General features: G+C 73.1%; 23 protein-coding genes and 1 riboswitch. Of the genes, 7 read left to right on the top strand and 16 right to left on the bottom strand.

Annotated features, from left to right (window positions below; translation table 11 throughout):
* Positions 1-85: 85 nt before the first annotated feature.
* On the bottom strand, positions 86-880 hold the full coding sequence (locus tag ACQP10_RS00740; RefSeq protein WP_179821287.1) for an HAD family hydrolase: 795 nt from the start codon (positions 878-880) through the stop codon (positions 86-88).
* Between the two features lie 236 nt (positions 881-1,116).
* Between ACQP10_RS00740 and ACQP10_RS00735 the strand changes: the two genes are divergently transcribed.
* Entirely contained in the window at positions 1,117-1,320 is a 204-nt protein-coding gene (locus ACQP10_RS00735; protein ID WP_179821289.1) for a cold-shock protein, read from the top strand.
* A gap of 779 nt (positions 1,321-2,099) precedes the next feature.
* On the opposite strand, the gene serS is transcribed toward ACQP10_RS00735, so the two are convergent.
* The 3 genes from serS to ACQP10_RS00720 form a co-directional block, all read right to left on the bottom strand.
* Positions 2,100-3,362: a serine--tRNA ligase gene (gene serS, locus ACQP10_RS00730; RefSeq protein WP_179821291.1), complete on the bottom strand. Its 1,263-nt coding sequence runs from the start codon at positions 3,360-3,362 to the stop codon at positions 2,100-2,102.
* A 152-nt stretch (positions 3,363-3,514) separates the two neighbouring features.
* A complete protein-coding gene (pheA, locus tag ACQP10_RS00725) occupies positions 3,515-4,435 on the bottom strand; it encodes a prephenate dehydratase (protein WP_346018194.1) in 921 nt (306 codons plus the stop codon).
* A 60-nt stretch (positions 4,436-4,495) separates the two neighbouring features.
* Entirely contained in the window at positions 4,496-5,884 is a 1,389-nt protein-coding gene (locus ACQP10_RS00720) for a glycosyltransferase 87 family protein (protein WP_389992904.1), read from the bottom strand.
* Positions 5,885-6,042: 158 nt separating this feature from the next.
* Here ACQP10_RS00720 and ACQP10_RS00715 point away from each other — a divergent pair, with 158 nt between their 5' ends.
* Entirely contained in the window at positions 6,043-8,412 is a 2,370-nt protein-coding gene (locus ACQP10_RS00715) for a hypothetical protein (RefSeq protein ID WP_433540666.1), read from the top strand.
* Here the strand turns inward: ACQP10_RS00715 and ACQP10_RS00710 are convergent.
* The 4 genes from ACQP10_RS00710 to ACQP10_RS00695 form a co-directional block, all read right to left on the bottom strand.
* Complete coding sequence (locus tag ACQP10_RS00710) at positions 8,294-8,977, bottom strand: hypothetical protein (RefSeq protein WP_433540665.1); 684 nt, start codon at positions 8,975-8,977, stop codon at positions 8,294-8,296. The genes ACQP10_RS00715 and ACQP10_RS00710 overlap by 119 nt on opposite strands.
* Positions 8,950-9,867 (bottom strand): polyprenol phosphomannose-dependent alpha 1,6 mannosyltransferase MptB, encoded by a 918-nt coding sequence (mptB, locus tag ACQP10_RS00705; RefSeq protein WP_433540664.1) that lies wholly within the window; start codon positions 9,865-9,867, stop codon positions 8,950-8,952. The genes ACQP10_RS00710 and mptB overlap by 28 nt, the downstream gene beginning before the upstream one ends.
* 124 nt (positions 9,868-9,991) lie before the next feature.
* Complete coding sequence (locus tag ACQP10_RS00700) at positions 9,992-10,672, bottom strand: glycosyltransferase (RefSeq protein ID WP_433540663.1); 681 nt, start codon at positions 10,670-10,672, stop codon at positions 9,992-9,994.
* 11 nt (positions 10,673-10,683) lie between these two features.
* A complete protein-coding gene (locus ACQP10_RS00695) occupies positions 10,684-11,037 on the bottom strand; it encodes an STAS domain-containing protein (RefSeq protein WP_179821304.1) in 354 nt (117 codons plus the stop codon).
* 220 nt (positions 11,038-11,257) lie between these two features.
* Here ACQP10_RS00695 and ACQP10_RS00690 point away from each other — a divergent pair, with 220 nt between their 5' ends.
* Positions 11,258-11,761 carry a hypothetical protein gene (locus ACQP10_RS00690; protein WP_346018198.1) on the top strand — a complete coding sequence of 168 codons (504 nt, stop codon included), beginning with the start codon at positions 11,258-11,260 and terminating at the stop codon, positions 11,759-11,761.
* Between the two features lie 47 nt (positions 11,762-11,808).
* Here ACQP10_RS00690 and ACQP10_RS00685 read toward each other — a convergent pair whose 3' ends face one another.
* Together ACQP10_RS00685 and ACQP10_RS00680 are read right to left on the bottom strand one after the other, a co-directional pair.
* The gene (locus tag ACQP10_RS00685; RefSeq protein WP_346018199.1) at positions 11,809-12,936 is read right to left on the bottom strand and encodes a sensor histidine kinase; all 1,128 of its coding nucleotides are present in this window, start codon (positions 12,934-12,936) and stop codon (positions 11,809-11,811) included.
* A gap of 4 nt (positions 12,937-12,940) precedes the next feature.
* Positions 12,941-13,636, bottom strand: coding sequence for a response regulator transcription factor (locus tag ACQP10_RS00680; RefSeq protein WP_179821310.1), 696 nt, complete (start codon positions 13,634-13,636; stop codon positions 12,941-12,943).
* Between the two features lie 126 nt (positions 13,637-13,762).
* Between ACQP10_RS00680 and ACQP10_RS00675 the strand changes: the two genes are divergently transcribed.
* Positions 13,763-13,930, top strand: coding sequence for a hypothetical protein (locus tag ACQP10_RS00675; protein ID WP_346018200.1), 168 nt, complete (start codon positions 13,763-13,765; stop codon positions 13,928-13,930).
* 46 nt (positions 13,931-13,976) lie between these two features.
* Here ACQP10_RS00675 and ACQP10_RS00670 read toward each other — a convergent pair whose 3' ends face one another.
* Positions 13,977-14,405, bottom strand: a complete 429-nt coding sequence (locus ACQP10_RS00670; protein WP_386150741.1) for an ATP-binding protein — start codon at positions 14,403-14,405, stop codon at positions 13,977-13,979.
* Positions 14,406-14,581: 176 nt separating this feature from the next.
* Positions 14,582-16,501, bottom strand: coding sequence for a sensor histidine kinase (locus ACQP10_RS00665; protein WP_346018202.1), 1,920 nt, complete (start codon positions 16,499-16,501; stop codon positions 14,582-14,584).
* Between the two features lie 85 nt (positions 16,502-16,586).
* Here ACQP10_RS00665 and ACQP10_RS00660 point away from each other — a divergent pair, with 85 nt between their 5' ends.
* Complete coding sequence (locus tag ACQP10_RS00660; RefSeq protein ID WP_179821319.1) at positions 16,587-17,168, top strand: methylated-DNA--[protein]-cysteine S-methyltransferase; 582 nt, start codon at positions 16,587-16,589, stop codon at positions 17,166-17,168.
* A gap of 92 nt (positions 17,169-17,260) precedes the next feature.
* On the opposite strand, the gene ACQP10_RS00655 is transcribed toward ACQP10_RS00660, so the two are convergent.
* A complete protein-coding gene (locus ACQP10_RS00655; RefSeq protein ID WP_433540662.1) occupies positions 17,261-18,631 on the bottom strand; it encodes a purine-cytosine permease family protein in 1,371 nt (456 codons plus the stop codon).
* A riboswitch (TPP riboswitch) is annotated at positions 18,620-18,732 on the bottom strand. It overlaps the preceding gene by 12 nt.
* Positions 18,733-18,996: 264 nt before the next feature.
* On the opposite strand from ACQP10_RS00655, the gene ACQP10_RS00650 reads away from it, so the two are divergent.
* Together ACQP10_RS00650 and ACQP10_RS00645 are read left to right on the top strand one after the other, a co-directional pair.
* Positions 18,997-20,211 carry an MFS transporter gene (locus tag ACQP10_RS00650; protein ID WP_346018204.1) on the top strand — a complete coding sequence of 405 codons (1,215 nt, stop codon included), beginning with the start codon at positions 18,997-18,999 and terminating at the stop codon, positions 20,209-20,211.
* A 46-nt stretch (positions 20,212-20,257) separates the two neighbouring features.
* The gene (locus ACQP10_RS00645) at positions 20,258-20,644 is read left to right on the top strand and encodes a VOC family protein (RefSeq protein WP_346018205.1); all 387 of its coding nucleotides are present in this window, start codon (positions 20,258-20,260) and stop codon (positions 20,642-20,644) included.
* A 70-nt stretch (positions 20,645-20,714) separates the two neighbouring features.
* Here ACQP10_RS00645 and ACQP10_RS00640 read toward each other — a convergent pair whose 3' ends face one another.
* The 3 genes from ACQP10_RS00640 to ACQP10_RS00630 form a co-directional block, all read right to left on the bottom strand.
* Positions 20,715-21,047 (bottom strand): rhodanese-like domain-containing protein, encoded by a 333-nt coding sequence (locus ACQP10_RS00640; protein ID WP_189250155.1) that lies wholly within the window; start codon positions 21,045-21,047, stop codon positions 20,715-20,717.
* A 171-nt stretch (positions 21,048-21,218) separates the two neighbouring features.
* Positions 21,219-21,854, bottom strand: a complete 636-nt coding sequence (locus ACQP10_RS00635) for a GOLPH3/VPS74 family protein (RefSeq protein WP_433540661.1) — start codon at positions 21,852-21,854, stop codon at positions 21,219-21,221.
* Positions 21,855-22,011: 157 nt separating this feature from the next.
* Positions 22,012-23,349: an LCP family protein gene (locus ACQP10_RS00630; RefSeq protein ID WP_389992545.1), complete on the bottom strand. Its 1,338-nt coding sequence runs from the start codon at positions 23,347-23,349 to the stop codon at positions 22,012-22,014.
* Positions 23,350-23,427 lie beyond the last annotated feature (78 nt).

The raw sequence follows: 23,427 nt of genomic DNA, 5'->3' as shown, positions 1-23,427 counted from the left end.
CGCGCCCGGGGACCGCGGGGCCATCGGCGTCCGCAGAGCCACCGGTGATCCCGCGGGACGTCCGGGGTCACCGGCGCTCGCGGGGCTACCGGTAGAGGCCCTCCAGCACCTCGGCCACCCCGTCGTCGTCGTTGGCCGCGGTCACGTGATCGACCGCGGCCAGCACCTCGGCGTGGGCGTTGGCGACGGCGTAGGAGGTGCCGGCCCAGTGCAGCATCGGCAGGTCGTTGGGCATGTCGCCGAAGGCGATCGAGTCGGTCCGCACGACGTCCTGGGTCTCGGCGAGGGCGGCCAGCGCGGTGGCCTTGGTCACACCTCGGGCGCTCATCTCGATCAGCGCCCGGCCGCTGGAGTGGGTGGGCGTCACGAGGTCGCCGACCAGCTCGCAGACGGCGTCGTTGAGGACGTCGGGGTCCATCCGGGGGTGCAGGGCCAGGAGCTTGGCGCAGGGCCGTTCGGTGAGGGCCGCCGCCTCGACGAGCAGCCCGGCGGTACGGCTGTCGGCGCGGTCGAGGCGGAAGGACGATTCGTGGGCGTACCCGCCTTCGTACTCGACGGAGAAGGTCAGTTCGGAGAACTCCGCGCGGAGCCTCCCGACGACCTCCTCCAGGATGTCGGGGGTGATGAGGCGCGACTGGACGACACGCTCGGTGTGCAGGTCGTAGACCAGGGCGCCGTTGGCGCAGATGGCCAGACCCCGGTGGCGTACGGCTCCGGCCACCGGGCGCATCCAGCGTGGTGGTCTGCCGGTCACGAAGACGAGTGTGGCGCCGGCCTCCTCCACGCGTGCGAAGGCGGCGACGGTGCGGTCCGAGACGGTGCCGTCCGAGCGCAGTGCGGTACCGTCGAGGTCGGTGGCGACAAGGCGGGGGCTTCCCATAACACGTCCAGTCTGCACCGTGATGCCCGGTGCCACGCCACGCGGGACTCGCCTGGGATGAACTTCCTCATGGCGGGAACACCTGTCCGCGGGATAGTGTTAGATGTGATGGCGTTGTATTAGCTGAATCCCGTTGTGAAAACCAGTTTGACTGAACCACCCCGGGGCGTGCTGTACGACACATGGGGTTCACGAGGTGTGAATCCCGAAGTTTCAAATCCTGAGGGAGAGCTTTAATGGCTCAGGGAACCGTCAAGTGGTTCAACGCTGAAAAGGGCTTCGGCTTCATCGCGCCGGACGGTGGCGCACCGGACGTCTTCGTCCACTTCTCCGAGATCCAGGGCTCCGGCTACCGGAGCCTCGAGGACGGTCAGCGGGTCGAGTTCGAGATCACGCAGGGCCAGAAGGGCCCGCAGGCCTCGCAGGTTCGCGCCGTCTGACGCATAGACCTCTGCAGAGGGGAAGGCGGGGTTCGCTTCACGCGAACCCCGCCTTCGCCGTTTCCGGACAGCCCTGCGACTTTCGGACATACCCGGATGCCCTTTCCGGGCACCCCTTACGACCTCTCCTGGTCGCTCCTTTCGCCCCCTGCGCGCCCCTTACGCCTCCCTGGGCGCCCCTTACACCCCCTCTGGTCGCCGCTTTCGCCGCCGCCGACCGCCCCTTCGCCACCGCCGATCGCGTCCCGCCGCCCTTTCCGGGCGTCCTCGCCGCCGCACCCCCGAACGACTTCGCGGGTCGGTTTCCGCCACGGCCGGCGAATCACCGGGCGCACGGCCCGCACCCCCTCTTCGCCTCTGAGAGCGCCGCTGAGGGCCTCACCCGGCCCGGACCATCGGGGAAGCCGGTAGTCGGCCCCAAAGCCTCCTGTGGGCCCATGGAGGCCGTCTCTGCCGAGGAGGCTCGACGGCCGCCACGGGAGCCGTAGATCGACACCGGTGCGGGCCGCCGCTCGTGTGGCGGACATCACCGCTCGGCGGTGGATGCCGAATCACATTCCGGCGATCGGGGAAGCCCTCGTGACCACCCCCCGACCTTTGCCGTAGATATCCGGACTTTTGGCCATCTACCAGGAGGTGGAGGCCGTACGCTCGCCGTCCACTTCCCTTGACCGGGGGCATGACGACGAGGGCCCCGCCGGGATCGGCGGGGCCCTCGGGCCGGGAGGGTACGGAAGGGTGGGGAAAGACCGAAAAGAAGGCCGGAAGGCCTATATGTGTTACTTGGCGGGTTCGAGGACGTCGAGGCCGACGTAGGGGCGCAGGGCCTCCGGGACCACGACGGAGCCGTCGGCCCGCTGGTGGTTCTCCAGGATGGCGACGATCCACCGGGTGGTGGCCAGGGTGCCGTTGAGAGTCGCCACGTGCTGCGGCTTGCCGCCCGCGTCGCGGTAGCGGACGCCCAGGCGACGGGCCTGGAAGTCGGTGCAGTTGGACGTCGAGGTCAGCTCGCGGTAGCGGCCCTGGCTGGGCACCCACGCCTCGCAGTCGAACTTCCGCGCCGCGCTCGTGCCGAGGTCGCCCGCCGCGGTGTCGATGATCCGGTAGGGCAGCTCGACCTTGGCGAGCATCTCCCGCTCCCAGTCGAGCAGCCGCCGGTGCTCGGCCTGCGCGTCCTCGGGACGGCAGTAGGAGAACATCTCGATCTTGTCGAACTGGTGGACCCGGATGATGCCCCGGGTGTCCTTGCCGTACGAGCCCGCCTCGCGGCGGAAGCAGGACGACCAGCCGGCGTAGCGGTACGGCAGCGCCGCGCCGTCGAGGATCTCGTCGGCGTGGTAGGCCGCCATCGGGACCTCGCTGGTGCCGACCAGGAACAGGTCCTCCTCCGGCAGGTGGTAGACCTCGCTGGCGTGCGCGCCGAGGAAGCCGGTGCCCTTCATCGACTCCGGCTTGACCAGCACCGGCGGGATCATCGGGATGAACCCGGCCTCGATCGCGTGCTGCATGGCCATGTTGAGCAGGCCGAGCTGGAGCCGGGCGCCGGCGCCCTTCAGGAAGAAGAACCGCGCGCCGGAGACCTTCGCGCCGCGCTCCATGTCGATCGCGCCGAGCAGCTCGCCGAGCTCCAGGTGGTCGCGCGGCTCGAAGTCGAAGGACGGCTTCTCGCCGACCTCCTCCAGCACGACGTAGTCGTCCTCGCCGCCCTCCGGGGCGCCCTCCTCGACGAGGTTGGGCACGGTGTGGAGCAGCTCCTCAAGCTCCCCGGCCAGCTTCTCGGCCTCGGCCTCGGCGGACTTGACCTGTGCCGAGAGGTCCTTGGCCCGGTCGAGCAGGGCGGTCTTCTCCTCGCCGGAGGCGCGGGAGACCGACTTGCCGATGCTCTTCTGCTCGGCGCGCAGCGCCTCGAAGCGGCTCAGCGCGCCGCGCCGCCGCTCGTCGAGGTCGAGCAGCTTTTCGACGACGGAGTCGTCCTCACCGCGGGCACGCTGCGACGCCCGTAGCCGGTCGGGATCCTCACGAAGGGTACGCAGGTCAATCACAGGACAAGGCTACCGATGCGGGGCACGCACCCGCTCACCTATTACCCGGGTTTCTCCGGCCCGGCCGGTCCCACCGGAACGGAGGGGCGGGCCGGCCGGAAGAGCCAGGCCGGCCGAAAGGATCAGGGCCGGCCGGGAGGGCGCTGGAAGGGTCAGGGCCGGCCGGAGCGGATCCTGGACAGCCAGCCCGCGGCCTCGGCGAAGTCGTCGTCGGCCGTGCCCCGCTTGATCCGCGGCGCCACGCCGTCGGCGCGCGGGTAGCTCCCGAGGAAGCGGACGTCGGCGCAGATGCGGCGCAGGCCGGAGACCGCCTCGCCGACCCGGGCCTCGGCCACGTGGCCTTCGAGGTCGAAGTGGAAGAAGTAACGGCCGATGCCGTCGCCGGTGGGCCGCGACTCGATGCGGGTGAGGTTGACGCCGCGCACCGAGAACTCGGTGAGCATCTCCAGCAGCGCGCCCGGGTGGTCGTCGGTGAGGAAGGCGACCAGTGAGGTGCAGTCGGAGCCGGTGGGATCGGGCAGCCGGCCCGGCCGGGAGAGGCGGATGAACCGGGTCACGGTGTCGGACCGGTCGCCGACCCCGGACGCCAGCTCCACCAGGCCGTAGCGCTCGCCGGCGATGCGCGCGGCGATGGCCGCGTCGTACGGCGAGCCCGGGTCGGCCACCTCCTGGGCGGCGGCCGCGGTCGACGGGGCCGGGACCACCACGGCGTCCGGCATCTCGCGGGCGACGAAGCCACGGCACTGGGTGATGGCGGCCGGATGGGTGTAGACCCGCTTGACGTCGGAGAGCGGCATCTCCGTCCGCGTCAGCAGGGAGAACTGCACCGGCAGCAGCAGCTCGGCGGTGATGAGCAGCGGCTCGCCCCAGGCGAGCTCGTCGAGGGTCGAGCTGATGCCGCCCTCCAGGGAGTTCTCCAGCGGCACGACGGCGCCGTCGGCCTCACCCCGCCTGGCGGCGTCCAGCGCCGCGCTGACGTTGGCGCTCGGCAGGCCCTCGGCGTGCGGCGCCAGGATGCGCAGGGCCTCCTCGGTGAAGGTGGCCTCAGGGCCCAGGTAGGCGAGTTTCGGCATGTTGTCAGGCTATCCGGTGCCGGTCCGGAAACGGTGGTGAATCACACGTGCCGGGAGGCGTCAGGCGAGCGGCCGGAACGTCTCGCGGCGTCTCGGCAGCCACGAGGCGAGCAACCAGACCAGGACCAGCGCGCCCAGCCCGAACCCGTTCTGGACGATCTTCCCCAGCACCGGGCTGAGCACCGGGATCTCGGCGGCCTTGATCGCCACTCCCCACCAGGGGACGGGCACCACGTAGTACAGCCAGACGCCCGCGGCGACCCGTACCCGCACCGGGTCGCGCCCGTCCCCGGCCAGCGCGCCGAGGACCACGACCACCCAGGCCAGGTGGTGGATCCAGGCCACCGGCGACAGCAGCACCGCCATCAGGCCGGTCAGCGCGACCCCGGTCATCGCGTGCCCGTCGAGGAACGCCCGGCGGGCGTGACGGAAGCCGTACCAGCCGACCGCGGCGACCAGGGCCAGCCAGAGCAGGGAGGTGGGCGCGTCGGGCAGGTAGAGCCGGATCAGCATGCCGCGCATCGACTGGTTGGTGGTCGCCGCGTTGGCGCCGAGCCGTTCGGGGTCGAGCAGCGCGTGGAACCAGAAGTCGGCGGCGTCGGACGGGATCACCAGGAACGGCAGCAGGGTCAGCAGCGCGGCGGTGAAGGCCGCCATGAAGAAGGCCCGGCGCTGCTCCGGCCGCCCGCCCGGGCCGAACCCGGTGATGAGCAGGTAGATCAGGAAGACGCCGGGGGTGAGCTTGACCGCGGTGGCCAGGCCGATCAGCAGGCCGCGCGGCCAGACCGGGCGGCGGGCCACGCAGTCGGCCAGGCAGAGCGCGACCAGCAGGATGTCCACCTGGCCGAAGCGGACCTGGTCCCTGATCGGCATCAGGTAGGTGCACGCGACCATCAGGACGGCGAACACCGCCGGGAGCCACAGGCCGCCCCACCGGCCCTCCGTCGGCGCGGCCGTACGGCTCGGCGCGGCCCCGCCCTGCGCACCACGGCCGGACGCGGCGCCGTCCGGCCCGCCGCCGCCCGGCACACCGGACCCCGGCGCGGCGAGACCCGCCGCCGCGCGACCCGTCGCGAGACGGCCCAGCGCGGCGCGGAAGGCGTACGCGACGGTGACGGCGAGCGTGACGAAGATCCCGGCCGTCCACACCCACTGCGCGACCGGCCAGGACATCATGGCCAGCGGTACGGCCAGCATCGCCGCGACCGGCGGGTAGGTGAACGGCAGGAGCTGCGGCGCGGGCGTCACGAAGTCGTAGACCGGCCGGCCTTCGAGGAGTGCCTGGCCGCCGGTACGGTACACATCCAGGTCGACCAGTCGCTGGTCGTCGACGTTGCCCAGCCAGTAGAGGACCAGCGGGGCCGCCGCCGCGGCGACGAGCAGCAGCGCGAGCGGCCACACCCACGGTGGCCGCCTGACGGTGGTCGTCGCGGTCGCCTCGCCAGTCATCACGAGCAGGCAGGTTACCGTGGGGCTGGTAAACCGGCGGCCCGGGTCCCGCCCGCGGATCTCCGCCGTGACGGGGACGCCCGGCCGTCCGGCCGGTCGCGACGGGCGGAATGATCCACGAAGCAGGACCTGACGGTTCACGGACACGGGGGAGTCTCATGGGTGCGGTGCACGGCGGTCACAGGCCCGTCCCCACCGCGGGCCCGTTCCCGGCCCCGCCGGGCGCCGCGGGGCCGTTCCACGTCACGCGGGTCCCGGAACGGCCGGCACGCGCCGCGCGGACGGCCGCCGGGGGCGTCCCCTCCGCGCGGGCCGCCGCGCGGGTGCTGTGGGCCGCGCTGGTCGCCGTGTTCACTCTGGTTCTCCTCGTCCCCGGCACGGCCGCCCACGCCGCCGTTCCGGCCGCCGCCTCCCCGGCCGTGCCGGCGAACCCGGGGCAGGTCGTGGTGATCGGGGTTCCCGGCCTCGAATGGGATGACCTCGACCGGGCGCGGACGCCGAACCTGTGGGGGCTCGTGGAGCGGGGCGGATCCGCGTCGATGTCCACCCGGGCGGTGCCCCCGCCGGGACGGAGCCTCATCTGCCCGGTCGCGGGCTGGCTGACCGTCTCGGCGGGGCAGCGGGCGGGCGCTCCCGGGGACGGCTGCGCGCCGCCCGCCGTGCCGCGACCCGGACCGGACGGCGGGGCGAGCGTGCCGGACTGGTCCCGGCTCACCGCCCACAACGCCGCCGAGGTCTCCTACCGCCCGGTGCTCGGGCAGCTCGGGCAGCTCGTGGTGGACGCCGGGGGGAAGGTGGCGGCGGCCGGGCCGGGAGCCGCGCTCGCCGCTGCCGACAAGTCCGGAAATATCGGTAAATACGCCCCCAGCATCGGCGGACTCGGCGACCTGGCACCGTACCGGCTGGTGGTGGCGGAGGTCCCCGACCTCGCCGAGGCGTGGCTGCGGGAGCGTCCGGGAGACGGCGGCCCGCTCGCCGCGCTGACCGACCGGGCCCGCCGGGAGGCGGTGGCCGCCGCCGACCGCGGGGTGGACGCGGTCCTCGGCCGGGTCCCGCCGGGCGCCACCGTCCTGCTCGGCGGCCTGTCCGACACCTCGCCGACCGCCCACCTGCACGTGGCCGTCGCCCGGGGGGCGTCCCCCGGCGGCGCGCCGTACCCGCGCGGCCTGCTCACCGCGCCCTCCACCCGGCAGGACGGCCTGGTCACCAACACCGACCTGACCGCCACCGTGATCGCCCTGCTCGGCCTGGAGGCGCCGAACACGGTCGTGGGGCACGCCTGGCGGAGCGCCGGGCCGGGCGGCGGGAGCACGGCCGCCACGGTGGACCGGCTGGCCGACGACGACCTCGCCAGCGAGGTGCTGCGCGAGGTGCGGGGGCCGTTCTTCACCGGCCTGGTGACCGTGCAGATCCTGTTCTACGTGCTGGCCGCCGTGGCGTTCCGGCGCGGCTGGGGCGGCTCGCGGGCGCTGACGGCCGTCCGGGGCGTCGCGACGGTCAGCGGCGCGATCCCCGTCGGCATCTTCCTGGCCCAGCTCGTGCCGTGGTGGAGCCTGCCCGCGCCGATGGCCGCCCTGGTCCTGACCATCGTGGCCGTCGCCTGCTTGGTCGCGGCGCTCGCCCTGGCCGGGCCGTGGCGGGCGCACGTCCTCGGCCCGCTGACCGTGGTCGCCGCGATCACCTCGCTGGCCCTGCTGGCCGACGTGATGACCGGCTCCCGGCTCCAGGTGAACGCGGTCGGCGGCTACGAGCCCGTCACCGGCGGGCGCTTCTACGGCTTCGGCAACATCGCCTTCGCGGTCTACTCGGCCGGCACCATCCTGGCGCTCGCCGGGGTCGCCCAGTGGCTGCTGCCCCGCGGACGCCGCGCGCTCGCCCTGGCCGTCTGCGTCCTGTACGGCGGGCTCGCGGTGTTCGCCGACGGCTGGCCGGGGTGGGGCGCCGACTTCGGCGGCGTCCCGGCGTTCCTGGCCGGGGTGGCCGTCCTCGTGGTCCTGCTGTCGGGCCGCCGGCTGTCGGTGACCAAGGCCGTCCTGATCGGCACGGCGGGCGTCCTGGCCATCACGGTGATCGCGGTGGCCGACTGGCTGCGGCCCGCCGAGCAGCGCACCCACCTCGGCGCGTTCGTCCAGCAGGTGCTGGACGGCGAGGCGTGGGCCGTGGTCACCCGGAAGTTCGGCGCGATGCTCGGGATCACCGTCGGCAACTGGCCGCTGACCCTGCTCTCGCTGGTCGCGCTGGCCTTCCTGTTCCTGGTGCTGGACCGCCCCTCCCGGTGGGGTGCCTCCGCGCTGGGCCGGGCCTACACGCTGGCGCCCGCGCTGCGCGCCGGGCTGATCGGCGCGCTGGTCTGCGCGCTGGCCGGGTTCCTGCTGAACGACTCAGGCATCGCCATCCCGGCGATGGCGCTCACGGTCGCGGTGCCGCTGACGCTGACCGCCTGCGTGCGCGCGCTCCGGCTCTCGCCGCCCACCACGCCAGGGCGAGCGTCAGAGCCAGCAGGGACCACGGCACCACCCGCTCCCTGATCAGGGTCTTCAGCCACAGCAGGTCGGCCGGGCGCATCGCCTCCCTGGCCGGGAGGTAGCCCAGCGACAGGACGGCCGTCCTGGCCAGCACGAAGGTCTCCAGCGCGGGCCAGGACGCCCCGGCCGCCATCGCCAGCAGCGCGAAGGCCAGCCCGTCGTACCACGGCAGCGCGTACGGCGCGGCGAACAGCCAGGCGGCCACCAGCGCCGCGGAGACCGCCGGGGCGGTGGCCCGGGGCGTGGCCCGCAGGACCAGCCACGCCAGGCAGGCCAGCAGCAGCATCGAGCCGAGCTGGATCCACGAGGAGTACGCGCCGGGCCCGAAGGCCGCCTGCAGGCCGGTCTTGGCGAGCTGCCACGGAGTGGCGAGGGAGACCTTCTTGCTGGCCGCGCCGACCTGGTCGAGCACGTGCGGCCCGGCCAGGCCGTAGGTCAGCAGCACGGTGGCCGTGGCGGCGCCCGCGACGACGGCGAGCCGGCGCGGTGAGCGGCGCAGCTCCCACGCCGGGCCGAGCGCGACCAGCCCGGCGTTGAGCTTCACCCCGATGCCCAGCCCGAGCAGCACGCCGCTCCCGGCCCGCCGCCAGCCGCCGCCCGGCCCGTCCGAACCGACCGGTACGGCCGGACCCCTGGTCCGGCCACGCCGGCCGGGACGGCGCCGGCCCGCGCCGCGTTCCCGGCCGCGTGGGCCACGAGCGCGGCGACCATGCAGGCCACGGCGAGGGTGTCGACGTGCATCCCGGCGGCCAGGTGGTAGAGCATCAGCGGGTTGGCCGCCCACAACAGCGCCGCCCGGCGGGACAGCCCGGCGTCGGCCCGGGTGAAGCGGTGCAGCAGCAACGCGGTCCCGATGAACGCGGCCGCGTTGAACGCCGCCATCGCGAAGACCGTCAGCCTGACCGAGTCGCCGCCGATCAGGCTCGCCAGCGCGTGCACGGCCGTCGCCACCGGTCCGTACACGCTCGTCACGCCGGCCCACTCCTCCACCGCGCCGGTGACCGGGTCGGCGGGCAGCTCGGCGGGGGTGACGGCGTAGGGGTCAAGGCCGAGGGCGGCCAGGCGGCCGTAGGCGGCGTAGTTCAGGTGGTCGGCCGAGCCGGACGGGGGGAGGAAGGCCAGCAGTCCGGCCACCGCGCAGCCGGCCACCAGCAGCAGGCGGGGGGCGGGCCCGCTCCGGGCCCGCAGCGCGCCGGCCAGTCCGAGGCCGCCCAGCACGATCGCGGCCGCGGCCATGGCGATCACGAGGTGGCCGTCGGGGCGCACGCCCAGGGAGTAGGGGGGCTGCCAGGCGGGGCCGGGCAGCCCGGGGACCATCGCGGACGGCCCGAGCAGCCCGATCAGGACCGTCAGGGCCGCCGACAGCCCCACGGCCGCGTAGGCGGCCGCGTCGAGTCCCCGGAACGCGCCACGCGCGGGGGCTCGCCTGCCGTCGACAACCGCCGGATCCCGAGTCACCCGCAAATTCCAGCACACCCGGCGCGGTGCCCCGGGCGGTGGCCGGTCCGGAGCGCCGGACGGGCATGCGCGGGCCCCCGGTGACGGTCCGCCGAGACGGCGGCCGGCGGCCGGTGACGGGCGGCTAGCGACGGACCAGCAGGGCGCGGGCGACGTCGCGGAACTGCCGGGCCCGGTGGACCTGGGCCCTCCAGTCGGTGCCGGTGGCCCGGTGGGTCATCTCCACCTCGACCTCCCGCACGCGGAACCCCTTGCGCAGCAGGTCGATCGTCAGCGCGGTCTCCACGCCGAAGCCGTGCGCCAGGGGGCGGGCGGCCTCGAAGGCCGCCCTGGTCAGGCAGCGCTGGCCGTTGAGCGGCTGGGCCGGGGTCCAGCCGGTCGCCCGCTCGATGCCCTCGCGTGCGAGCCGTACCACGAACCCGTGGCCGCCCAGCTTCACCCTGGTGGCGAACACGGCGATGGCCATGTCGGCCTCGCCCGCCGCGACGGGCTCGATCAGCGGCGCGGCGGTGCGCGCCGTCTCGCCCAGGTCGGCGTCGAGGAACAGGAGGTTCCTGGGGCTCTCGTCGTCGAACAGGCGAACCGCCTCGGCGCCGCTCTCCATGGCGGCGGCCTTGCCGCGGTTGCGGCTGTGCCGTACGACGCGCGCCCCGGCGGCCTTGGCCACCCTGCCGGTCTGGTCGGTCGAGCCGTCGTCCACCACGACGACGAGATCGACGCCCGGGAGCGCCGTGGCGGCGGCCACGGTGGCGCCGATCCTGTCCGCCTCGTCCTTGGCGGGGATGATCACTGCTGTGCCGGTCATCGTCGCGCCGGTCACCCCTGCGGCTCGGCCGACAGCGACTCGTCCGGCACCGCCTCGTGCACGGTGAACACCGAGTCGAGCCCGGTGACCTGGAGGATCTTGCGTACGGCGGGCCGCGGCGCGGCCAGCTCCATGGTCCCCCCGCGCTCGCGCAGCCGCTTGAGCGCGGCGAGCAGCACGTTCATCCCCGTGGAGTCGCAGAACTCCACCTTGGAGAGGTCGAGGACCACGTAGGTGGTCGGACTCTCCTGGAGCAGCCGAGCGAACTCGGACTGCAGGCCTGGCGCGGTGTACAGGTCGATTTCACCGGTGATAGTCATGACGGTGTGCCCGGCATGAGATCGAGTTGAGACTTTTAGCTCCACAGCGGCACACTAGCGGCGCGAAGGCCCCGGGTCACGTTCTCTCGCCCAGGACGAGTCGCCGGCCTTTTGTCCCCCGTTTCGACCTCACGGAAACCCTGAGTGCGCGAGACTTGACACTGCGCAATACCGGCTCGGCCGGGAAGGGAGTGACCCGGAACTCTCCCGCCCGTCCACTGCGCCACGGCAGCGACGACCGCTGAGCAGAAACGGGCTCGACCAGATGAACACCGACCTTCCTGAGGACCCCCAGCGACAGCGGCTCCGGGACCACCTGGAGTCCATGATCACCCGAACCGAGAAGGCCACCTCGTGGCACGACGCGGCCGGGTCCCTCCGCGACATGATGAGCCACGAGGGATACGTCCCGATCAGGACCCGCCTGACGGGCGACGACCTCGACTTCCTGGAGGGCGCGCGCGAGGAGCTGCTCGGCTTCGCCACCCTCGGGGTCCGGCTCCTCGACCTCCACCGGCCGCGCGACGCGGGCGGCATCACCAGCGACGCGGCCCACCCGATCCTGCGGTGCCGCGGCTGCATGTGGCGCTGGCCGTGCCCCACCTTCCGGGCCATGGTCGAATCCTTCGACACCCCGCGGGCACCGTCCTCCTACCGGCACGTCGAACCCGACGATCCCGACGATCCCGGCGGTTCCGGCGGTTCCGGCGACGGAGGGAAGACCCGGGTGATCCTCGTCTCCCCCCGGAGCGGCCCCCACGAACGGTAGGCCGCCGACCGCGGACGGGCCCCGGGCCCGGGACGGCGGGCGGACGCTCAGGCCGGCAGCGGCAGGCGGATCTCGAAGCGGCAGCCGGCCCCGGCGTTGACCACGCCGATGGTCCCCTCGTGCGCCTCGACGATGCCCTGCGCGATCGCCAGACCGAGCCCGGCCCCGGTGCCGTCCGCGCCCGGGGTCCGGGCCGCCTCGCCGCGGAAGGCCACGTCGAACACGCGGGGCAGGTCCTCCTCCGGGATGCCGCCGCAGCAGTCGGCGACCGACAGGCAGGCGACCTCTCCCTCCACCGCCGCGCGCACCAGCACGGTGCCGTCGGCGGGGGTGTGCCTGATCGCGTTGACCACGAGGTTGCGCAGCGCCCGTGACAGCTCCCCCGCGTCGGCCACGACCGGGACGACCTCGCCCGCCTCGCCGGCCAGTCGTACGCTCTTGGCCCTGGCCAGCGGCTCGGCGCCGGCCAGGGCGTCGGCGACCAGGTCGCCGAGGCCGACCGGGGAGCGCGACAGCCGCAGCGCGCCCGCGTGGATCCGCGACAGCTCGAACAGGTCGCCGACCATGCCCGACAGCCGGTCCACCTCCAGGCGGATCCGCCGGTGGTAGCGCGCCACGGTCTCCGGGTCGCCGGCCACGCCGTCCTCCAGCGCCTCGGCCATGGCCCGCATGCCCGCCAGCGGGGTGCGCAGGTCGTGGCTGACCCAGGCGACGAGCTCGCGGCGCGCGCTCTCCAGCGCGCGTTCGCGCTCGTGGCCGAGGCGGATGCGCTCGTAGGCCTGCTCCAGGGTCCTGGCGATGGTGTCGAGTTCGGCGGGCAGGCCGCGGGGCGGCGCGAACTCCCCCGACGGCGGTACGGCGCGCACGGCCGCGACAAGCCTGCGGCTGGCCGCCACGACCCGGCGGGCCAGCACCGCCGCGACCCCCAGCCCGACGAGCCCGCCGACCGCGACCACGCTGAGCACGATGTCCCGGGGCGTGCCCTCGATGATCATCTCAAGGGTGATGGCGACCACCCCGCCGACCGTCGCCACGACGGTCACCACGGCGACCACCGCGAGCATCACGCCGATCGACCGTTCGCGCAGCAGCCGCATCGCGCCCAGCCCGGCCAGCGCCACCAGCAGGCCGAGGCCCGCCGTGACCGCGACGATGACCAGGATCTCGGGGATCACGGGATCATGGCTCCGGGGTGGGCTCGAAGCGGTAGCCGACGCCCCAGACGGTGACGATGCGGCGGGGCGCGGCCGGGTCCGGCTCGATCTTCTCGCGGAGGCGGCGGACGTGCACGGTCACCGTGGAGGAGTCGCCGAAGGACCAGCCCCAGACCTGGTCGAGCAGGGCCGCGCGGCTGAACGCCTGGCGGGGGTTGCGCATGAGGTGGGCCAGCAGGTCGAACTCGCGGGCGGTCAGCGTCACCTCCGCGGCGCCGAGCCGTACCTCGTGGGCGTCGACGTCGACGACCAGGTCGCCGTCCCGGAGCACGCCGGTCCCGGCCGCCGCCGCGGCGCCGCGTCCCCGCCGCAGCACGGACCGCACTCGCAGGGCCAGCTCCCGGGGGCTGAACGGCTTGGTGACGTAGTCGTCGGCGCCGATCTCCAGACCGGCCACCCGGTCGATCTCCTCGCCCAGCGCGGTCAGCATGATCACGGGGATCGGGCGGCGTTCCCGGAGCTTCCGGCAGACGGCGAGGCCGTCCATCTTCGGCAGCATCAGGTCGAGCACCATCAGGTCCGGCGGGTCGGACAGCGCCCGGCGGAGCGCCTCGGCGCCGTCGGAGACGCACTCCACCCGGTGGCCGTCGCGTTCGAGATAGCGGACCACGACCTCGGCCACCGTGGGGTCGTCGTCGACCACCAGAATCCGCGCGCCCATGACGTCCACGGTAGGCCCGTGCGGGCCGTCCACCGTGCCCGCGTCACCGGTCCGTAAGGATCGGGGAGAGCGGATCGTTATCCTCTCCGTCCCCGCGGGGCCCGCGTCCCGCGTACCGTGGATCACATGACTCGTACGGTGATGGCGGTCCTGGGCGTCCTGCTGGCGCTTTACGTCGTGTTCGGGCTCCTGCTGCCGGCGCTGTTCGGGCTGCTGAAGTTCGTGCTCGTGCTGGCGGTGGTGGCGTTCGCGGTGGTGACCGTGGTCACGGTCGTGAGCCGGTTCTCGAAGTGAGCGGCCCGGCCGTGCCCGCGTGAGCCGTACGGCGGGCCCGGCGGGTCTACCCGCACTCCCGCAGCGCGGGCTCGGGCAGGGGCACCTGGCCGTCTCCCTGGTCGGCGACGGCGGTGAGCAGGGCCCAGACCGTGGTGATCTCTCCTTCGTGCCTGACGCCCCAGTTCTCGGCGACGTACTCGACGATGCCGAGGCCTCGGCCGCCGAGGGAGGAGAGGGTGGGCCGTCCGGCGCGGGGCTCGGTGGCGGCGCCTCCGTCACTCACCGCAACCTCGACGCACCCCCCGGCCCACCGCCAGGCGACCATGACCTGGCCGGACGGCAGCGGATGCGCGTGCCGGAGCGCGTTGCTCAGCAGTTCGCTCACCACGAGGACCGCGTCGTCGATGGCGGTCTCGTAGACACCCCATTCTTGCAGGTCGGAGCAGAGACGTTGGCGTGCGACAGCGACGCTGGACGGTGCATACGGCAACAGAACGACGCTCGACGCACTCACCTCCCCGTTTCCCCGTTCCCCCTCAGGAACACACCTGGTACGACCGAAATGCCCCGTTAGATGGTCTTAGAAACCGCGCCTCGATTACGGCTTGTGCACATTCGACGATAGTTCAGCGCATCCGTTACCGGGTCATGACCGCACCGGTGTGTCGGTCAGGTATGGGCGCTCGGCGTGTCGGCAATGGGCAGGGAGAGCCGCATCCGGGTGCCCCCTCCCGCGTTCTCGTGCGCCGTCACCTCGCCGCCCTGGGCGCGGGCCAGGCTGCGCACGATGTACAGGCCGAGGCCGACTCCGCCGAACCTGCGGCGGTCACCGGCGTCCACCTGGACGAACCGCTCGAACACCCGCTCACGGCTGGCGGGCGCGATGCCCACGCCCTCGTCGTCCACGACCACCACCACCCGGTCACCTTCCCGCCAAGCCGCGACCCTGATGAGACCACCGTCCGGTGAGTATTTGAACGCGTTCTCCAGGAGCTGCCCCAGCACGATATCGGTCGCCAGCGCGTCACCGGAGACCGGGGGCAGGTCAGAGGCCACATCGACCTCGACGCGGTGCAGATCCGACAGCACCGGGAGGCCCAGCGTGGCGGCGCGGATCAGCGCGCCCATGTCGAGCGCCTCGATCCGGAGCGTGAGCTCGCCGGTGCCGGCCCGGGAGCCCAGCAGCAGGTGGTCCATGAGCTGGCCGAGGGAACGCGCCCGCTCGGCGATGGTGTGCACGGCCGCGCGGCGCTCGGCGTCGGTCATGCTGTCCCAGCGGGCGTCGAGGGTGCCCGCGAACCCCCGCACCACCGTGATCGGGGTGCGCAGCTCGTGGCTGGTGGTGGCCAGGAAGAGGTCCTTGGCCTCCTCCAGCTCCTTGGCGCGGGTGATGTCGCGGAAGTCGACCACGGTCTCCCCGGTCTCCACGATCTCCGCGCAGAGCACCTCCAGCCAGGCTCCCGAGGCGAGCTGCAGGGTGAGCTTGTCGCCCGGCTCCGGCAGCGGGAACGGCGGCGGCCCGCCGATCACGTCGGCCGCGGTGCGGCCGGTCAGCCCGGCCGCCGCCGGGTTCCACTGGGTGACCCGGCCCTTCTCGTCGAGGACCGCGATGCCGTCGGCGCTGGCGTCGAACACGGCCCGCTCGTGGGCCCGCTGCCACACCGCCTCCTGGTAGGCCATGGCGTTGCCGGCGGCGATCCCGGCGTGCCCGGCCAGCAGCTCCAGCAGCTCCAGCTCCAGGTGGCTCGCCTTGCGCTTGGCGAACAACGCGTACAGCGCGCCGTACGGCCGGCCGCCCACCGCCGCCAGGCCGAGCGCGATGGTGTGCAGGCCGGGCAGCCGCGACCAGATCAGCTCGTCCAGCGCGGCCTGCTCGCCGGTCTCCAGCATCACGGTCCGGCCGGTGCGCAGGAGCTTGCCGACCAGGCTGGAACGCAGGTCGGCGGTGGAGCCGCGCATGGACTCCGGCAGCCGGTGGGTGGCCACCAGCCGGAGCCGGTCGCCCTCGATGAGCACGAAGCCGCCCGCGTCGGCGCCGGTCAGCTCGGTGAGGCTGGCCGCGATCCGGTCGAGCACGGCGGGCAGCTCCCGCTCGGCGTTGATGTCGGCGACCACGTCGGTGAGCCTGCGGACGAGCTGTGCCCGCCGGGCGGCCTCGTCGTGGGCGCTCTCGTCGTCGCGCGCCAGGTGGTAGACGCTGACGTAGCCGAGCAGGGCGCCGGCCGAGGACCGCAGCGCGCTGGTGTCGACCCGCACGTCGAGGAGGGTGCCGTCGCGGCGGAACCGCCTGGTCCGCAGCGACACCTGGCCGCCGGTGCGGACCCGCTCCAGGACCGCGTTGTGCTCGGCGGTCAGCTCCTCGGGGACCATCGGGGCGCGGCGGCCGAGCAGCTCGGCCGCCGTCCAGCCGAACAGCCGCTCGGCGGCGGCGTTCCAGCTGAGGACCGTCTGGTCGCGGTCGAGGGCGACGATCGCATTGGGCGCGCTGGCGACGACCGCGCGGCCGATGCCGTCGTCGCACCCCCTGCTGTCACCCACATACCAATAGTGCCGTGTCAACCGGCCTGATCTTGGCACTTTCGTCCGCATGTGCTGACACCCGTTGGGAGGATCCGTCCGATACGCTGCCGTCACCGCGCGCCTGAACACGCCCGGACAGCGAAAGGGTGGGGCCATGTCATCCGGTGACATCGACGCACTGCTGCGGGTGACCTCGCCCACGTACGTGGGGAAAACCTCCCCGGATGTCGCGTTCGGCACGCTCGACGGGCCGGTGGGCCGGCTCGTCCTCGCCGTGACGGGCCGGGGCGTGGTGGCGTGCAGCTACGAGGACGAGAACACCGTCTTCGAGCGCGTCAGCAACGAGGTCAGCTCGTTCATCGGGGGCGACCCCCGGCGGCTCGACCCGGTCCGCCGGGAGCTGGACGCCTACTTCTCCGGACGGCTGCGCACCTTCACCGTCCAGATCGACCTGCAGCTCGCCACGCCGTTCGCCCGGACGGTCCTGCAGAAGATGCTCACGGTCCCGTACGGCACGGTGACCACCTACCGGGAGATCGCCGAGCGGATCGGCAGGCCGCGGGCGCTGCGCGCGGTCGGCAACGCGCTGGGCGGCAACCCGGTCTGCGTGATCGTGCCCTGCCACCGGGTCGTCGAGAGCGAGACCGTCCTCGGCGGCTACGCCGGCGGCCCGGTCGCCAAGGAACGGCTGCTGCGCGTCGAGCGGGGCGCGGGCCGCCCGCCCCTCGGCTCGTAGGCGGCCCGCGGGCGCGGGACGAGGGCGATCGGCGCCGTCGCCGGCAACTCGTGAGGCGGCCCGTGGGCGCGGGACGAGGGCCCCGCGCCCGCTCACCGCGTACGGCCGGTCAGGACGTGCGGCCGGCGGGCGAACCTGCCGACGGCCAGGGTGACCAGGCCCGCGACGAGGAAGGACCCGACGGCCGCGCTCATCCACGGCTGCTTGGTGAAGCCGACGGCGTCCCTGACCCAGGCCCAGCGGTCGTCCCACCACTTCACCCCCGCGGGGGCGGCGAGCAGCCACCAGGTGGCGAAGCCGAGCACCCACGGGACCACCATGAGCAGGCGGGAGGGGGCGGTCTCGGAGGTGTCCCAGGTCCGGCCGCGGCCGAGCAGGAAGTAGTCGACCGCCAGCACGCCGAACATCGGGACGAACACCGCGCCGATGATGCCGAGGAACGCCTGGTAGGAGTGGACGTCGATGACGAGGGCGACGGCGGTGGTCAGCACGCCGATGGCCACGGAGAAGACCCTCCGGTCCACCCTGGGCATCAGGTTCTGCAGCGACATCGCCGTGGAGTAGACGTTCGCGAACGACTGGTCGGTCTCGCGCAGCACCAGGATGCCGAAGAACAGTGCCCCGAGCGGCGCCGCCACGAACGGGGCGAACACCGTGGTCTGGTTCTCGGCCACCGCGGCGTGGCCGGCCAGCGCCACCGCGTAGACGCCGACGGCCAGGCACGCCACCTGGGCGATCGTGTAGCCGCCGACCACGCCGGTGAAGGCCGCGCGGCTGGACCGCGAGTGCCGGGCGTAGTCCGCCGCGACCGGCACCCATGACACCGACAGGGCGATCACGAAGTCCACCGCGGGGGCGAAGTTGTGCCAGGACCCGCCGGTCTGGGCGGGGGTGTCGCGGAGGAAGACCACCGCGAACCAGACGACCGACACCACCACGCCGACGGTGACGAACCGCCGCAGCAGCCGGATGGCGCCCAGCGGGTAGAGGGTCAGCGCCGTCGTCAGCGCCCCGGCGGCGACCGCCCAGACCGCGTACGGCACGGACGGTCCGAAGATCGCCTGGGCGCCCATCGCGACGACCCACAGCTCGAACGCGCCCCAGCCGATCATCTGGACGATGTTGAGGACGGTGGGGACGGAGGAGAGCCTCGCCCCGAACAGGCCGCGCAGCAGCACCATCGCGGGCCGGCCCGTCTGCACGCCCGGCACCGCGGCGAGGCCGACCATCGCGGTGCCGATCAGGCTGCCGACGAGCGAGGCGAGCAGCGCCGCCGGCAGGGTGAGGGCGTCGCCGTCGAGCAGCGGGTCGATCAGGAAGACGGCGAAGGAGAAGCCGAGCAGGCTGACGCCCAGGTTCGCCCAGAACGCGCCCTGGTCGAGCGCGCCGAGCGTCTTGGGCGGGGCCTGGTCGAGGGTGAGGGGGGCCTCTGCATGCTTGGAACCGATGACATCGGATGTCACGAAACGCTCCCTACGCCGGCATTACCCGGACAGGTTCAGGCGGTCGGCAGCGGCTGTGCTGCCCTCTCAGCCCGGCGCCCCGAGCTCCCGCGTTGGTTTATGCAATTGGCGCCCTCATATTGCCGCATGACAGGACACATGGCCACAGCGGGTCGGATCACAGCCCTCTCGCCGCCCTCGACTGCCGCGGCCACATCCATCAATCGTTTATTCAGATCGATCAGGATGAAAAGTAGGCATTGGACTCATTGATCGGTGTTCGCCCACTCTTGACCACACGACGGAGGCCCTGAAGTGCGCCCCGGCCAGGCGCCGCAGGGCCCCGTCCCCTCGGCCTGTGACATCCGATGACCAGAAAGAAGATGATGGCCACACACGTTGACCACCCCCGCTCGGCCACCAGGTCGTGGCTGGGCGTCTCGGCGATCACCGCCAGCCTGTTCGTCTTCCTCACCACGGAACTGATGCCCGTCGGCCTGCTCACCCCGATGAGCTCGAACCTGGGCATATCGGTGGGCGCCGCCGGGCTGATGGTCACCCTGTACGGCGTCTCAGCCGGGCTGGGCGTGCCGTTCATCGTGGCCTGGACCAGGCGCGTCAACCGGCGCGTGCTGCTGTCGGCGCTGCTGGTGATACTGACCCTGGGAAACCTCATCACCGCCGTCTCACCGAACTACCCGCTGGTCCTGACGACGCGGCTCGTCATGGGATTCGCCAGCGGCGTGTTCTGGGCCATCGGCGTGAGCATGGCGATGCGCCTCGTCGCCGAACGCCACGCCGGCCGGGCGGCCGCGATCGTGATGTCGGGCATCTCGGTCGCCGCGGTCGTGGGCATACCGCTGGGCACCCTCCTGGAGAGCCTCACCGGCTGGCGGACCACGTTCCTCATCTGGGCCGGCCTCAGCGCGCTGGTCCTCCTCGCGGTCGTCGCCGCGATCCCGTCGCTGCCGTCGCAGAACGCGGTCCCGGTCCGGGAGGTCTTCACGCTCCCGCTCAGGAACGCGCCGCTGCGGCTGGTGCTGTTCACCGTCGTGCTGTTCGTGCTCGGCCACTTCGGGGCCTACACCTTCGTGCGCCCATACCTGGAGGAAAGCACCTCGGCCACGCCCTTCTTCATCACCGCGGTACTGATGCTCTACGGCGCCGGAGGCGCGGCCGGGAACCTCATCGCCGGGCACACGGTGGGCAGGAACCTCAGGGGCGGCTTCGCCGTGGGCTGCGCCGGGCTCACGGTCTCCCTGTTGCTGCTGCTCACCATCGGGCACGGGCAGGCCGGCGCGGTCGTCTCGCTGGCCCTGTGGGGGATCTCCTTCGGCGTCGTGCAGCTGTGCCAGGTCAACATGACCCAGGCCGCCGCGCCCGATACCTTCGAAGCCGCGATGTCACTCAACACCATGGCGTACAACACCTCCATCGCGCTCGGGGCGCTGTTCGGCGGACTGCTAGCCGACCACCTGGGCGTCACCGGCGTCGTCTGGTTCGGCGTGGCGCTGACCGCCGCCTCGCTGCTCCTCACCCTCGCCACCCGCGGCAGGACCTCACCCGCCGTCCCCGGCGAGGCGCCGGCCGCACACGGATGAGCCCACCCCCCGACTCAGACGGAACATTCAGCAGAGGAGATCATCGATGCGCGTGAAAGCCTTCGACCACTTGGTGCTCAACGTGAAGGACGCCGAACGGGCACTGGAGTTCTACTCGGGGACCCTCGGCCTCGCGGAGGAGCGGGTCGCGGAGTGGCGGGCGGGTGAGGCGCCCTTCCCGTCGGTACGGGTCGACGAGTCCACCATCATCGACCTGGTCGAACGTCCGCGCGGCGAGTCCAACGTGGACCACATCTGCCTCGTCGTGGATCCGGTGGACTGGCGGCAGGTGATCGACTCCGGCGTCCTCACCGTGCTGGAGGGGCCGGTCAGCCGGTTCGGCGCGCGTGGCGACGCGCAGTCGGTGTACGTGCGGGACCCGGACGGCAACACCGTCGAACTGCGCTGGTATCCCCAGGACGTCGAACGGTGAACCGCGGCGGGACCGGCCCGGCCGCGTGATCCCGTGATCGACGCGATCGGGCCGGCCCCGGACCGGCGGATCAGGCCACGAACGGGTCCCGGCCGCTCTCGCTCACCATCGGCAGGCCCGCGCTCCCCCACGCCTGCATGCCGCCGCCGACGTTGATCGCGTCCCGGCCGACGTGGTTGAGCCAGGCGGCGGCGTGCGCCGACCGGCCGCCGGAGCGGCAGATCACGTAGACGGGCGCGTCCGGCGGCACCTCGCCGGCCCGGACCTGGAGCTCTCCGAGCGGGATGTGGACGGCCGTGGGCGCGTGCCCCGCCCGCCACTCGTCGTTCTCGCGCACGTCGAGCAGGAACGCTCCGTCGGGGACGGCCTGTGCTTCGACCTCAGGAACAGTCATGACACCCATTGTCCCAAGTCCGTCCCCCTGGTGGGGCAGGAAGCGGCCCAACCGGCCCACGGTCGTGCGGCCCGGCCGGGCCCCCGGGCGTACGGAACGGATGACCGTACGGGACGCCCGGTACGGCGGGCGCCGCCGTACCGGGCGGGTGGCACGGCGGCACAGGCCGTGCGCGATCGGCTACGTCGCGGCGGCCGCCGCCGCCGCGCCGCCCGCCGCGGCGGCGTTGATGGAGGCGATGGTCTTCGAGACCGCGTCGCCCGCCCAGTGGCCCTCGGCGATCTCCTTGAAGGCGCGCCGGTCCTCGTCGGGGAAGGCCTTTCGGTCGATCTTGGCCGCGTGCAGTACGGCGATCAGCGCGGCCGTCCGCTCGTCGGTCGCGGCTCCGGTCAGCGCTTCCCGGACGCGCTCGCGCACCGCCCGCTCCACGCTCGGGTCGAGCTCCGGGTGGCGGGTGCGGGGGAAGATCCCCAGGATCTTCGACCGCTCCTCGCCCAGCACGCCGCGCTCGGCCAGCCTGGTGAGCAGGCGTCCGCGGAGCTTGGCCGAACGGAGCTTGTAGACCCACCGGTCGGGCTTGTGCGGCCTGTCCTCGGCGGCGATCCGGGCCAGCGCCGCGTCCAGTTCCTCGTCGCCCAGGGGGGTGGGATCGAGGACGGCGATCTTCTTGTCGGTCAGGCCGACCCGGCCGTCGATCGCCAGCTCGGCCAGCAGGGCGCCGCTGAGAGCGACGCCCAGATCGGTCGAGCCGACCAACTGCGTGCCTTCCCGCTCGCTGAGCGCGAGGAGGAGGACTTCCTCGGCGATGGTCGTCATGATCGAGACCCTACGCCCCGGACCGCGCGGACGTGGAGTGCTCCCGGGGCCTGTTCCACGGCCGCCCGGCCCCGCTCCGCCCCGCGCGAGTCCGCCGGAGGCCGGGGCCGGGAGCGGGCGGGCCAACGGTCCCCCGGCGTCGCGCCGGGAGACCGCGTCACTTTCCGAGGGCGTCCTTGGGGACGGGCTTGTCCTCGGCCAGCGCCCGGAACATGCGCAGCGCCCGCTGGGTGTCCCACTTGGCGACGTCCTGCCCGTTGACCTTGGGGAAGGAGGCGACCGGGACGATCGTGGTGACCGGATTGTCGCCCATGGCCAGCCCGAGGGAGAGCAGGTCGAAGGCGCCGGTCTCCTCGCCGACCACCACCGCGTCGGTGGCGCTCAGCGCGAGCGGGACGGAGCGGAAGGGGTTGAGCAGGACACCGGGGGCGGACGCCTTCTTCACCACCGCGGAGAAGAACTGCCGCTGGCGCTGGGTCCGCTCGAAGTCGGGGATGCCGCCGGTGGCGCGGGTGCGGACGTAGCCGAGGGCGGTGCCGCCGTCCATCGTCTGCACGCCCTTCTTCAGGTCGATCCCGGCCTTGGGGTCCTTGATGTCCTGCTTGACATTGATATCGACCCCGCCGATGGCGTCCACGATGCCCACGAAGCCGCCGAAGCCGATCTCCATGTAGTGGTCGATCCGCAGGCCGGTGACCTTCTCGACGGTCTTGGCCAGCAGCTTGGGGCCGCCGTCGGAGTAGGCGTAGGCGGCGTTCAGCTTGTCGCTGCCGTGCCCGTCGATCGGCACGTAGGAGTCGCGGGGCAGGCTGACCAGGGTCGGCCGGCCGTCGCCGTCGGGGACGTGCAGCAGCATCATCGTGTCGGTGCGGCGGCCGACCGCGCGGCCGGTGGCGAACTTCCTGCGCTGGGCCTTGGTCAGGCCCTCACGGCTGTCGGAGCCGACCAGCAGCCAGTTGGTGCCGGCGGTGGCGTCCGGGCGGCCGTCGTATTCGCCGAGCGCGTCGACCTCCTTCAGCCGCGAGTTGATCACGAAGAAGCCGACGACGCCGAGCACCAGCAGCACGACGACCAGGCCCGCGAGGATCCGCACCGCCAGCCTGCCGGGTCGTTTCGGTCTCCAGGTGGCGCCTGGCATCCGGGGGCCGCCTTTCCTGTCGGGGGGATCGGCGTCCGCGGGCCGGGCGGAGGACGACTGCGAGCCGCGGAGCGGCCTGACCGGTTCCGATCCCTGCCTGGCCTGGCCGTAGACCCGCGAGGTCGCCCGGGGGGCCGTCTCGTCCCCCGGCTCGGACCCGGCGGCGCGGCCGGGGCCCTGATGGCGGGCCGTACGGTCGGCGCCCTGGTCACGGGCCGTACGGCCGGCGTCCTGGGCGGGGGACGTGCGGCTCCGCCCCGGGGTCGGATGGGCGGGCTGCCCCGCCGCGCGCCACGGCTCGGCGGGCGGCGGCCGCATCGCACGTGTGCGGTCGTCGTCGTCCTGCGCGTCACCCACGTCGTATCCCCGCCACTTCTCCGGTTCGCGATGAAAAGCCATTATCGACGCTACGTCGCGGCCCCGGCCCGCGAAGCC

This window comes from Streptosporangium sandarakinum (assembly GCF_050942225.1).
Classification (GTDB): domain Bacteria; phylum Actinomycetota; class Actinomycetes; order Streptosporangiales; family Streptosporangiaceae; genus Streptosporangium; species Streptosporangium nondiastaticum.
Note: the sequence above shows the minus strand (reverse complement) of the source record. Positions and strands in the feature narration are given on the sequence as shown.

Bases quoted from the DNA above. Each gene is read 5' to 3' on its own strand.
- ACQP10_RS00740 (WP_179821287.1), bottom strand. From the start codon at position 880: ATGGGAAGCCCCCGCCTTGTCGCCACCGACCTCGACGGTACCGCACTG.
- ACQP10_RS00735 (WP_179821289.1), top strand. From the start codon at position 1,117: ATGGCTCAGGGAACCGTCAAGTGGTTCAACGCTGAAAAGGGCTTCGGC.
- pheA (WP_346018194.1), bottom strand. From the start codon at position 4,435: ATGCCGAAACTCGCCTACCTGGGCCCTGAGGCCACCTTCACCGAGGAG.
- ACQP10_RS00720 (WP_389992904.1), bottom strand. From the start codon at position 5,884: ATGACTGGCGAGGCGACCGCGACGACCACCGTCAGGCGGCCACCGTGG.
- ACQP10_RS00715 (WP_433540666.1), top strand. From the start codon at position 6,043: ATGGGTGCGGTGCACGGCGGTCACAGGCCCGTCCCCACCGCGGGCCCG.
- ACQP10_RS00700 (WP_433540663.1), bottom strand. From the start codon at position 10,672: ATGACCGGCACAGCAGTGATCATCCCCGCCAAGGACGAGGCGGACAGG.
- ACQP10_RS00690 (WP_346018198.1), top strand. From the start codon at position 11,258: ATGAACACCGACCTTCCTGAGGACCCCCAGCGACAGCGGCTCCGGGAC.
- ACQP10_RS00680 (WP_179821310.1), bottom strand. From the start codon at position 13,636: ATGGGCGCGCGGATTCTGGTGGTCGACGACGACCCCACGGTGGCCGAG.
- ACQP10_RS00675 (WP_346018200.1), top strand. From the start codon at position 13,763: ATGACTCGTACGGTGATGGCGGTCCTGGGCGTCCTGCTGGCGCTTTAC.
- ACQP10_RS00665 (WP_346018202.1), bottom strand. From the start codon at position 16,501: ATGCGGACGAAAGTGCCAAGATCAGGCCGGTTGACACGGCACTATTGG.
- ACQP10_RS00660 (WP_179821319.1), top strand. From the start codon at position 16,587: ATGTCATCCGGTGACATCGACGCACTGCTGCGGGTGACCTCGCCCACG.
- ACQP10_RS00650 (WP_346018204.1), top strand. From the start codon at position 18,997: ATGGCCACACACGTTGACCACCCCCGCTCGGCCACCAGGTCGTGGCTG.
- ACQP10_RS00645 (WP_346018205.1), top strand. From the start codon at position 20,258: ATGCGCGTGAAAGCCTTCGACCACTTGGTGCTCAACGTGAAGGACGCC.
- ACQP10_RS00640 (WP_189250155.1), bottom strand. From the start codon at position 21,047: ATGGGTGTCATGACTGTTCCTGAGGTCGAAGCACAGGCCGTCCCCGAC.
- ACQP10_RS00635 (WP_433540661.1), bottom strand. From the start codon at position 21,854: ATGACGACCATCGCCGAGGAAGTCCTCCTCCTCGCGCTCAGCGAGCGG.